At 65.7% G+C, this 9879-nt stretch carries 8 protein-coding genes and 1 tRNA gene; 4 read left to right on the forward strand and 5 right to left on the reverse strand.

Annotated elements, in window-relative coordinates; translation table 11 throughout:
- Nucleotides 1-130 precede the first annotated feature (130 nt).
- Both QX039_RS32940 and QX039_RS32945 read right to left on the reverse strand, forming a co-directional pair.
- Nucleotides 131-1924, reverse strand: coding sequence for an adenylate/guanylate cyclase domain-containing protein (locus QX039_RS32940; RefSeq protein ID WP_315736480.1), 1794 nt, complete (start codon nt 1922-1924; stop codon nt 131-133).
- A gap of 114 nt (nt 1925-2038) precedes the next feature.
- A complete protein-coding gene (locus tag QX039_RS32945; protein ID WP_315736481.1) occupies nt 2039-3784 on the reverse strand; it encodes an adenylate/guanylate cyclase domain-containing protein in 1746 nt (581 codons plus the stop codon).
- A gap of 174 nt (nt 3785-3958) precedes the next feature.
- Here QX039_RS32945 and QX039_RS32950 point away from each other — a divergent pair, with 174 nt between their 5' ends.
- Entirely contained in the window at nt 3959-4600 is a 642-nt protein-coding gene (locus tag QX039_RS32950; protein WP_315736482.1) for a LysE family translocator, read from the forward strand.
- 1 nt (nt 4601) lies between these two features.
- On the opposite strand, the gene QX039_RS32955 is transcribed toward QX039_RS32950, so the two are convergent.
- The gene (locus QX039_RS32955; RefSeq protein ID WP_315736483.1) at nt 4602-5354 is read right to left on the reverse strand and encodes a sulfite exporter TauE/SafE family protein; all 753 of its coding nucleotides are present in this window, start codon (nt 5352-5354) and stop codon (nt 4602-4604) included.
- 85 nt (nt 5355-5439) lie between these two features.
- Between QX039_RS32955 and QX039_RS32960 the strand changes: the two genes are divergently transcribed.
- A complete protein-coding gene (locus QX039_RS32960) occupies nt 5440-6330 on the forward strand; it encodes a LysR substrate-binding domain-containing protein (RefSeq protein WP_315737053.1) in 891 nt (296 codons plus the stop codon).
- A 66-nt stretch (nt 6331-6396) separates the two neighbouring features.
- Here QX039_RS32960 and hisN read toward each other — a convergent pair whose 3' ends face one another.
- Both hisN and QX039_RS32970 read right to left on the reverse strand, forming a co-directional pair.
- Nucleotides 6397-7182, reverse strand: a complete 786-nt coding sequence (hisN, locus tag QX039_RS32965) for a histidinol-phosphatase (protein ID WP_315736484.1) — start codon at nt 7180-7182, stop codon at nt 6397-6399.
- 484 nt (nt 7183-7666) lie between these two features.
- The gene (locus QX039_RS32970) at nt 7667-8551 is read right to left on the reverse strand and encodes an N-formylglutamate amidohydrolase (protein WP_315736485.1); all 885 of its coding nucleotides are present in this window, start codon (nt 8549-8551) and stop codon (nt 7667-7669) included.
- 344 nt (nt 8552-8895) lie between these two features.
- Here QX039_RS32970 and cpdR point away from each other — a divergent pair, with 344 nt between their 5' ends.
- A complete protein-coding gene (cpdR, locus tag QX039_RS32975) occupies nt 8896-9255 on the forward strand; it encodes a cell cycle two-component system response regulator CpdR (protein WP_006610087.1) in 360 nt (119 codons plus the stop codon).
- A gap of 118 nt (nt 9256-9373) precedes the next feature.
- Nucleotides 9374-9448: transfer RNA gene (locus tag QX039_RS32980), tRNA-Val, on the forward strand.
- The last annotated feature ends 431 nt before the right edge of the window (nt 9449-9879 follow it).

Raw genomic sequence — 9879 nt, forward strand, 5'->3', positions numbered from 1 at the left:
CACGCCAACAAACGAGGGCGGCGCCGAATTGCGCCGAGGAACGGGCGGAGCCCCGCCATCTGAACGTTACAATGCAATCATCAATGATTGGCGTAACCCGCCCAAGTGTCAACCTCAAGTCGCGATCGCGCTACTCGCCCGCGAATTTCGCCTTGGTGTCCACCAGGGTGAGCTTGGTCAGCGGCACGCCGGCCTTGGTGAGGCCGTCGCGATAATGCGCGATGTCGGCCGGATTGCGCCAGCGGATGTTGCTCAGGAGGCGCTCGATCGTCATCCACGGATGCTGGCTCAAAAGCGCCGCGACGGCCTCGCCGGCTTCGACCGAGCGTCCGAGCTGCGCCAGCGCGGCGGCGCGGATGGCGAGGCACTGCAGATGGTTCGGGTTCTGATAGTGCGACTCCCGCGCCCAGGACAGCGAGGCGTCGTACTGGCCGAGCATGTAGTGGCTGAATGCGCTCAGCACCGACCACTGATAGCGCGGATCGCTGTTGCCACGCTGGGCCGCGACCGAGAACAGCTCGATCGCCTGGCGGTGCTCGCCGGCGACGAGATGGCAGACGCCGAGCACGCCGCGCGCACCCATGTCGTAGGGATTGAGCTGCAGCGACTTGCGTGCCGCTTCCATCCCGGCTTCCACCCGACCCTGCATGGCGTGGACATAGGCCAGCAGCGAATAGGAGAAGGACGAGCGGGAATCGAGCCGGACGCCGGCCTCGGCGAGCGCCATTGCCTCGTCCCACAGCTCCCGCGAATTCCTGATCCAGCCGAAATGGATGCCCTGCAGCAGGATGGTGCCGAGATAGGTGTGGGCGATGGCGAGACCGGGGTCGATCCTGATCGCCTCGCGGAACAGCGAAATCGAGCTCTCGTAGTCGGCCTTGGTCGGCTGGTAGTAGTGCGACAGCCCGCGCAGGAAGCGGTCCCACGCCGTGAGGTCGGTGGTCTTGGACCGCACCGGCACCGCCGCCTCGGCACGGTAGATCTCGGGGATCAGCGCGGTGCACAGATTGGCGGTAATGTCGTCCTGCACGGCGAACAGGTCGCCGATGTCGCGGTCGTAGCGGCCGGCCCACAGCTGCTCGCCGTTCTCCGGCGCGACCAGCTCGGCGGTCACCCTGATCTTGTCGCCGGAGCGCCGCACCGAGCCCTGGATCAGATAGGTCGCATCGATCTCGCGCGCGATCAGGCGGGCGCTCATGCCGGCATGCTTGAAGGCGAAGGTGGAGTTGCGGCTGAGCACGCGGAAGAAGGACTGCAGCGACAGCGCGTGGATGAGGTCTTCCGCCAGGCCGTCCGAGAAATATTCGTCGGTCTCGCCGCTGAGATTGGCGAACGGCAGCACACCGACGATCGCAGTCCGGTATTGCGCCGGCAGGGTCGTGGCGGACCGCTGCTCGCGGCTCTTCTCCGGCGAGGACGGATCCCAGGTCCAGACGTTGATGGTGTCTTCGATGTTCTTGAAGCGGAACGGCCCGCGGTCGACGAAGGTGACCGTGAGGTGCTTGCTGGCTTCCTGGTAGGCCTTGTGGGAGACGGCAATTCCGCCGGGCGGTGCTGCGGCTTCAAGTCGCACAGCAGTGTTGACGCCGTCGCCGAATACCTCGTCCTCGTCGAAGATGACGTCGCCCATGTTGAGGCCGAGGCGAAACTGCATCACCCGGTCGGCCGGCAAATGAGCATTGCGCTCGGCCATCAGCTTCTGCACCTCGACCGAGGCCGCGATGGCGCCGACGACGCTCGGAAATTCCAGGAGAAATCCGTCCCCTGTGTACTTCACGATGCGGCCGCCGTGATTGAGGATGATCGGGTGGATGGCGCCGCGATGCGCCTTGAACGCGGCATGGGTTCCCGCCTCGTCGGCGCCCATCATCCGCGAGTAACCGACCACATCGGCACAGACAATCGCGGCCAGCCGTCTCTCCATTCCGTCTTTGCTCCTACTCAGGGCGATACCACGGCAACAGCAGTCGAATCCAATCAATTTGCGGAAGCAATGTGTAGGCCATGTGGCGGGCCGGCGACATGCGGTCCGATTGGCTCACGTCAGCCCGGCCCTGATCAGTCCGTCGCGGTAGTGGTCGATGTCGTCCCGGCGTTTCCACCGGATGTTCTTGATGTGGCGATCCAGCGTGAGCCAGGGATATTGCGCGCGCAGCGCGTCGACGGCGTCGCTCGCCTGGTCCGTCGCACCAAGTTGCGCCAGGGTTGCCGCGCGGATCGTCAGCGCCTGCAGATGGTTCGGGTAGAGAAACAGCTCCTCGCGGGCCCACGATAACGCGGCCTCATAACGGCCGAGCAGGTAGTGGCTGTAGGCGTTCAGCGCCGGCCATTGATAGCGCGGATCGCTGTTGCCGCGCTGGGCCGCGATCGAGAACAGATCGATGGCCTGCTGGTGCTCGCCGTTGACCATATGGCAGAGCCCGAGCACGCCGCGCGCCCCCATGTCGTAGGCATTGAGCTCGGTCGCCTTGCGCGCCGCCTTCATGCCGTCCTCATGGGCGCCCTGCATGGCCTGCACGAAGGCCAGGATCGCATAGGCGAAGGAGGAGCGCGCGTCGAGCCGCACGCTGTCCAGCGCCAGGTTCTTCGCCTCGTCCCAGAGCTCGCGCGAGCCCTTGATCCAGCCGAAATTGATGCCCTGCATCAGAATGGTCGCGAGATAAGCGTGCGCGAGGCCGAGCGTGGGATCGAGCGCAATGGCTTGTCGAAACAGCGAGATGGAGATCTCGTAGTCGGCCTTGGTCGGTCGGTAGTAGTGCGACAGACCGCGCAGGAAGCGGTCCCAGGCGGTCGGGTCGGTCGCCGGCGCACGGACCGGAATCGAGGCTTCGACACGATAGATCTCCGGCATCAGCGCCGCGCACAGGCTGGTGGTGATCTCGTCCTGCATCGCGAACAGATCACCGACGTCGCCGTCATAGCGACCGGTCCACAATTGAGCGCCGGTCTCGGGCGCGATCAGCTCCGCCGTCACGCGGAGCTTGTGACCAGAGCGCCGCACCGTTCCCTGAATCAGGTAGGTCGCATCGGTCTCGCGTGCGACCAGGCGGGGATTGAGGCCGCGGTCCCTGAAGCGAAACGTCGAGGTGCGGCTCAGGACACGGAAGAACGATTGCAGCGACAGCGCATGGATCAGGTCGTCCGCGAGCCCGTCGGCGAGATACTCGTCGGCGCCGTCGGAGAGGTTGACGAATGGCAGCACGCCGACGATCGCCGTGCGATATTGCGGCGGCAGGCCGGTGACGCTCGTCCCGGCCCGGATCGCCGCCTCGCTGCCGGGCTCCCATGTCCACGCCTGCACCGGCTCCTGCAGGTTCTTGAACTGGAAGCTTCCGGCGCTGGTCAGCTCGATGGGGAGTTGCGGGCCGGCCTCCTCATAAGCCTTGGCCGAGACAGCAACACCGCCCGGGACGGCGATCGATTCGAGATTGACGGCGACATTGATGCCGTCGCCGAAGGCCTCGCCGTCGTCGATCGTGAACTCACCCTTATGAATTCCGAGCCGGAAGCGCATGTTGCGGTCGGCCGGCAGATCGGCGTTGCGCTCCGCCATCAGGGACTGCATCTCGACCCCGAACTGGATGGCGCTGGCGGCGTTGGCGAATTCCAGCAAAAAGCCATCGCCGGTGTGTTTGACGATGCGGCCGGCGTGATTGAGAATGATCGGGTGGATGGCGCCGCGATGAGCCTTGAAGGCGGCGTGCGTGCCGTCCTCGTCGATTCCCATCATGCGTGAATAGCCGGCGACGTCGGCGCAAAGGATGGCAGCGAGGCGTCTTTCCATCACATCGTGCTCCCGCCTCGCGCATACCACGACCGAGGCGGCCGAATCCAACGCTTTTCCGGACCCTATCGCGGCACCTTTGCCATGCGGCCCCGCGCCGGCCTCTGCGGTGCGAGACAGCAATGCCGAGGCCAGGTAGATGATTAGACCGGTATCGTTAGGAAATGTTCAATCATGCTCGGCATTCACGATCTGCCTTTGTTTCTCGTCTCCGGGCTGCTGCTCAACATCACGCCGGGTCCCGACACCGGCTACATCGTTGGCCGCAGCGCGCAGATCGGCTGGCGCGGCGGGGCCGCTGCCGCTTTCGGCATCAGCACGGGGTGCCTCGTTCATGTGTTCGGAAGCGCGATCGGGCTGTCGGCGCTGCTCACGGCCTCCGCCACGGCCTTCGCGGCGGTGAAATGGGCCGGTGCGGCCTATCTGGTCTATCTCGGCATCACGCAGCTTCTGGCGCGGAGGCCGGACGCCGCCAGGGCCAGTGATGCGACGTCGATGCCGGCGGTGACGCTCCGCCAGGTGTTCTGGCAGGGCGCGCTCACCAACATTCTCAATCCGAAGGTTGCGATGTTCTTTCTCGCCTTCCTGCCGCAATTCGTCGCAGCCGATGCGCCGCACAAGGCGCTCGCCTTCCTGCTGCTCGGCACGATCTTCATCGTCAACAGCACGATCTGGTGCCTCGGCGTCGCCGTCGTCGCGGCCCGGGCTGCGCGCCGCGTGCGCGGCTCGTCCGCCGCGCTGCTCTGGCTCAACCGCGCGATCGGCGGGCTGCTGATCTATCTCGGCGTCCGGATCGCGATGCTCGAGGCGCGCTGACCTACCAGAGCAACTCGACGACCGCCGTGCCGGCGAGATACAGGCCGAGCAGGATCATGGCGATCAGGAACACACGGCGGAACGCCTCGGCCGGCAGTCGGGATCGCGCTGCCTGGCCCGCGAACATGCCGACAAAGGCGCAGGCCATGGCGACCGCGCCGGGCAGGGCGGTGGCCGTGCTGAGCAGGCCGGAGCTCGTCAGGTTGAACGCCAACGTGATGGTGGCGACCGTGAAGAACACGCCGAGCGCCTGGACCAGCTCGTCCTTCTCGAGCCCGATCGCCTGCATGTACGGCACCGAGGGCACGACCTGCACGCCGGTGGCGGCCGAGATCAGCCCAGTGACGAGGCCGACGATGCCGCCGACCCATTTCTCGTGCGGGGGCGCGACCTTGAAGGCGAACTTGGTGAGGCCGAGCAGGGCATAGAGCATCAGCAGCACGCCGAGCGCGACGTTGCCCCAGCGCGTCGAGGCATGGCTGAGCGCGCCGGCGTTGAGGCAGATGCCGATCGCGGTGCCCAGCATCAGCGGCCAGAGGCGCCTGGCGATATCGCGCAGATAAGGGCCGGCGAAGGTCTGCCAGATGTTGGTGATCACTGCCGGCACGATGACGATGGCGAGCGCCCGGCCGGGCGGCATGGCGACCGCGAGCAGCCCGACCGAGATGGTCGGCAGGCCGAGGCCGAGCGCGCCCTTAACGAAGCCGGCCAAGGTGAGCGCCAGGGCGATGAAGATGAGGATGGGGTCGATCATGGTCGTCACATTGACCAGACCGCGCTGGCGGCACAATGTGGAGGTTACGGAGCAAGCCTTCGTCCAGGACTGAGGCAGGATGACCATGCGTTTCGATCTGGTCGATCTCAGACTTTTCATTGCCGTGGCCGAGGCCCGCAGCATCACCGGCGGCGCCGACCGGGCGCATCTGGCGTTGGCCTCGGCGAGCGCGCGGATCAAGGGTCTGGAGGACGCGTTCGGCGTCGAGCTGTTCAAGCGCGGCCGGCGTGGCGTGGATCTGACCGCGGCGGGCGAGAGCCTGCTCGATCACGCCCGCATCATCATGGCCAATGTCGAGGCCATGCAAGGCGAGCTTTCGGGCTTCGCGTCCGGCCGCCGCGCCAATGTGCAGCTGCTCGCCAACACGGTCGGCCTCGCCGAGCATCTGCCCAAGGCGCTGGCCGCCTTCCTGCGCGAGCATCCCGACATCAACGTCGACGTCGAGGAGCGCGAAAGCACCGAGATCGCCGAGGCGATCGCGTCCGGCAGAGCGGATCTCGGCTTTGCGGCGGAGCATGCGTTGCCCGAGACGATCGAGCGCTTCGCCTTCGGCGAGGACCGGCTGATCCTGGTCGCCGGGCGGCGCAGCCCGTTCGCAGCCCGCCGGCAGATCGACTTCAGCGAGACCGCGGGGGAGGATTTCATCGGCCTCACGCAGGGGACGGCGCTCAACGTCCATATCGGCCGGCACGCCGCGCGGCTCGGCATCCGCCAGCACGTGCGGGCCAGGCTGCGCGATTTCGACGCGATCTGCCAGATGGTGGCGGCCGGGATCGGCATAGCCGTCGTGCCGGAAGCGGCGGCGCGGCGTTGCGCGCGGTCGATGCCGATCAGCCTCGTCGCGCTGCGCGATGCCTGGGCCGATCGCCGGCTCGTGATCTGCGCCCGCAGCTTCAAGGCGCTGCCGCGTCCCGCGAAGCTGCTCGTCGAGCATTTGCGCCGGGCCGCCGCGTGAGGCGTCCGGCGACAGGCCGGACGTCTCCGTTCAGCTCGAGGCGGAGCCAGGCCGGTGGAGGCGGGCTCAGCCCGCTGCCAGCCGCTTCAGCGCCGCTTCATGGACGCGCTTGTCGCCGGCGGCGACGATCCGGCCGCCGTTCTGCGCCGGGCCGCCTTCCCAATCGGTGACGATGCCGCCGGCGCCGTTGATGATCGGGATCAGGGCGGCGATGTCATAGGGCTTGAGCTCGGTCTCGATGACGAGATCGAGATGGCCGGCGGCCAGCATGCAATAGGAGTAGCAGTCGCCGCCATAGCGCGACAGCCGGGTCTCGGCCTCGACCCGGCCAAAGGTGGCGCGATCGGCCTCGTTCATCAACAATGGGCTCGTCGTATAGCACACCGCGTCCGCGAGACGCTCGCAGCGCCGGACCGAGAGCCGGCGCTCGCCGCCGCCGTTCTTGTAGTTGGCGGAGCCGTTGTCGCCGGCGAAGCGCTCGCCGATGAAAGGCTGGTGCATCATGCCGAACACCGGCGTGCCCTTGTGCAGCAACGCGATCAGCGTGCCCCAGGTCGGAAAACCGGCGATGAAGGACTTCGTGCCGTCGATCGGATCGAGCACCCAGACGTAATCGGCGTCCGCGCGCTCATTGCCGAACTCCTCGCCGACGATGCCGTGCTGAGGAAAGTTCGCCTTGATCAGGCGGCGCATCACCGCCTCGGCGGCGCGGTCGGCCTCCGTCACCGGATCGAAATCGTGCCTGCTGCTCTTGTTGTCGACCAGCAGCGAGGTCCGGAAGAACGGCAGGATGGTTTCGCCCGACGCGGTCGCCAGACGACCGATGAAGGCGGAGAAATCGATGACCGTCACAACGCGTCCTTGGGTGAGGGAATCGGGTGGCAATGAGCGGCTATGCCTAGCTCAAAGCGGTCCGGCGTGCATCCGGATATGGAACGCTGGCGTGGCATCTTGGATACCGTTTGGTGTCCGGCCCGCTGGCCGGGCGCGATTGATCCGTCGCTGGCCTCTCATGTGAAAGTGAAAGCGAAACCCGCGGTCCCTCTCGGGTCGTTTGGAATCTCCAATCAAGCCATTGACATCTATGATGAAAAGGAGAGAGCTGGGTCGCGCTGAACGCAACCCGGCCTATGTTTTTTTGCATGGAGAAGGGCGGAAAAACCCTTGCGCTTTGTGCAGCGCGATTGCATATTGTTGCGGTGCGGTAGCGCTTCGCGTTATCGCTGCCCTCCTTGGGCGTTTCCTCCCTAGACTTGGGCCGCTTGTCATTCAAGCGGCCCTTTTTTTTGTGCCGACGCCACCCGCCGAAATCCCTCGTACCGAAAGCGCAGCCGGTCTATTCCGCCGCCGCCTGGAACGGCCCGAGGTCGCCGAGCGGCACCGTCGCCAGCACCTCGGCGAGCACGGCGAGATCGGAAGCGACCTGCGCGAAACGCGGTCCGCGCTCCCTGCGGCGCTCGTCCATGTAGACCGCGCGATTGAGCTCGATCTGGATCGCATGCAAGCCCGTGGCCGGATTGCCGTAATGCTCGGTGATGAAGCCGCCGGCATAGGGCTTGTTGCGGCCGACGGAATAGCCGAGCCGGCCGAGCACGTCCTCGACCAGGTCCGGCAGCAGCGACGCGCAGCTCGTGCCGTAGCGGTCGCCAATCACCATGTCGGGCCGGCGCGGCTCGTCGCGCGAGACGCCGACCGACGGCATCGAATGACAGTCGACCAGGACGACCGTGCCGAACTGCTGGTGCACGCGGTTGATCAGCCGGCGCAGCGCGCGGTGATACGGCTTGTACAGCGTCTCGATGCGGTGCAGCGCCTCGTCGACGCTCAGCCGGTCGCGATAGATCTCCTGGCCGTCGCCGACCACGCGCGGGATCGTGCCGAGGCCGCCGGCCACCCGCATCGAGCGGGTGTTGGCAAAGCTCGGCAGCCGCCCGGTGAACATCCGCGGATCGAGCTCATAGGGCTCGCGATTGACGTCGACATAGCAGCGCGGGAAATGCACCCGGACCACCGGAAACCCGCGCGACAGGAGGTCGCCGATCAATTCGTCCATGAACGAATCTTCGGAGCGCCTGAGCGACGGCAGATCGATGCGCGAGGCCTGGAGGAAATCGTCGGGGTAGGCCGATCCGGAGTGAGGGGAATTGAAGATGATGGGCGCGCGCCATTCGGTCGGCTCCATGATCTCGAACGGCGGCAATTCGCCATCAAAGTCCGTCATCTCTGGGCGCCGTCCCCTTGGTCACGTGCGTCGATGTCACGTCCGTTGATGCGCCGGTATCCTCCGGCCGATTCGCGCTGGACAACGCAGGCACTGCTCTTGCCAACGCACATCTTCGATAATCCGAGCCGTTCTGCCAAGCGAAAAGCAATGAAAAAGTTCACCCGCCGTTTGGAACAACTCTGAGCTGGCGTGCTGTTTCGGTCGAAGACCGCACCTTCAGCCCTCAAATTGCCTTGCCGATGTCGGATCAAAAGGCGCAATCTTTCACCCGAAATTTACCGCCCGTCAGGCTTAGTGGCGGCAACGCTCCGCCTCTCACCCGGACCAGACAACCCCTCGCCATGCACAAAATCCTGCTCGCCGAAGACGACAACGACATGCGCCGCTTCCTGGTCAAGGCATTGGAAAATGCCGGGTTCCAGGTCTCGCCCCACGACAATGGCATGTCGGCCTACCAGCGGCTGCGCGAGGAGCCGTTCGAGATGCTGCTCACCGACATCGTGATGCCGGAGATGGACGGCATCGAGCTGGCGCGCCGCGCCTCCGAGCTCGATCCGGACATCAAGATCATGTTCATCACCGGCTTCGCCGCGGTCGCGCTGAACTCCGATTCGGAGGCGCCCAAGAACGCCAAGGTGCTGTCCAAGCCGGTGCACCTCCGCGAGCTCGTCAGCGAGGTCAACAAGATGCTGGCGGCCTGAGCCGCCGGGGACGGACGTCCGGAACTGGCGGATTATTCCCAATTTCGGCATTTTGCGTCCTTGCCTGCCTGCGTGGGAGCCGATATAGGGACGCCCACCCGAACGGACTTCTGGACTAGGGCACGTAGCTCAGCGGGAGAGCACTACCTTGACATGGTAGGGGTCACAGGTTCGATCCCTGTCGTGCCCACCATCGGCCGATCCGGCCGGTGACCCAACCTCGGTCCATTCCCCGACCTTCGAAGAACCAGGCACCCGAGATCCAGGCGCTGACATTGTCGGCGCGTGCGATTTTCCGGTGCACGGAGGCGCACCTGCGCCGAACGCGAGGCCTGCAGAGCGGCATGCCGATGGACGGTCCGGTGCTGGCGGATTTGGCGAACTTGACGTTGTCGACATGATCAAAGGACATGGCTTCGCTGTCTCGCGGCGCGCTGTCGCGTCCGAGGCTTGGAGATCGATCGCCTTCTTCGAGAAGAGGGCGCGGGGAATGCCGGGCGCTGGCCGCACCCATGGCCCGCCTGCAGAAAAAAAGCAGGCGGCAGTCACCACAGATCCTATGGGGCGGCGGGTGGTCAAGAAGGGTTAGGATTGGATTTCCGAACCATCCGGCCCTCGGAGGAT

Origin of the sequence: Bradyrhizobium sp. SZCCHNR1043 (assembly GCF_032489675.1) — a bacterium.
Classification (GTDB): Bacteria; Pseudomonadota; Alphaproteobacteria; order Rhizobiales; family Xanthobacteraceae; genus Bradyrhizobium.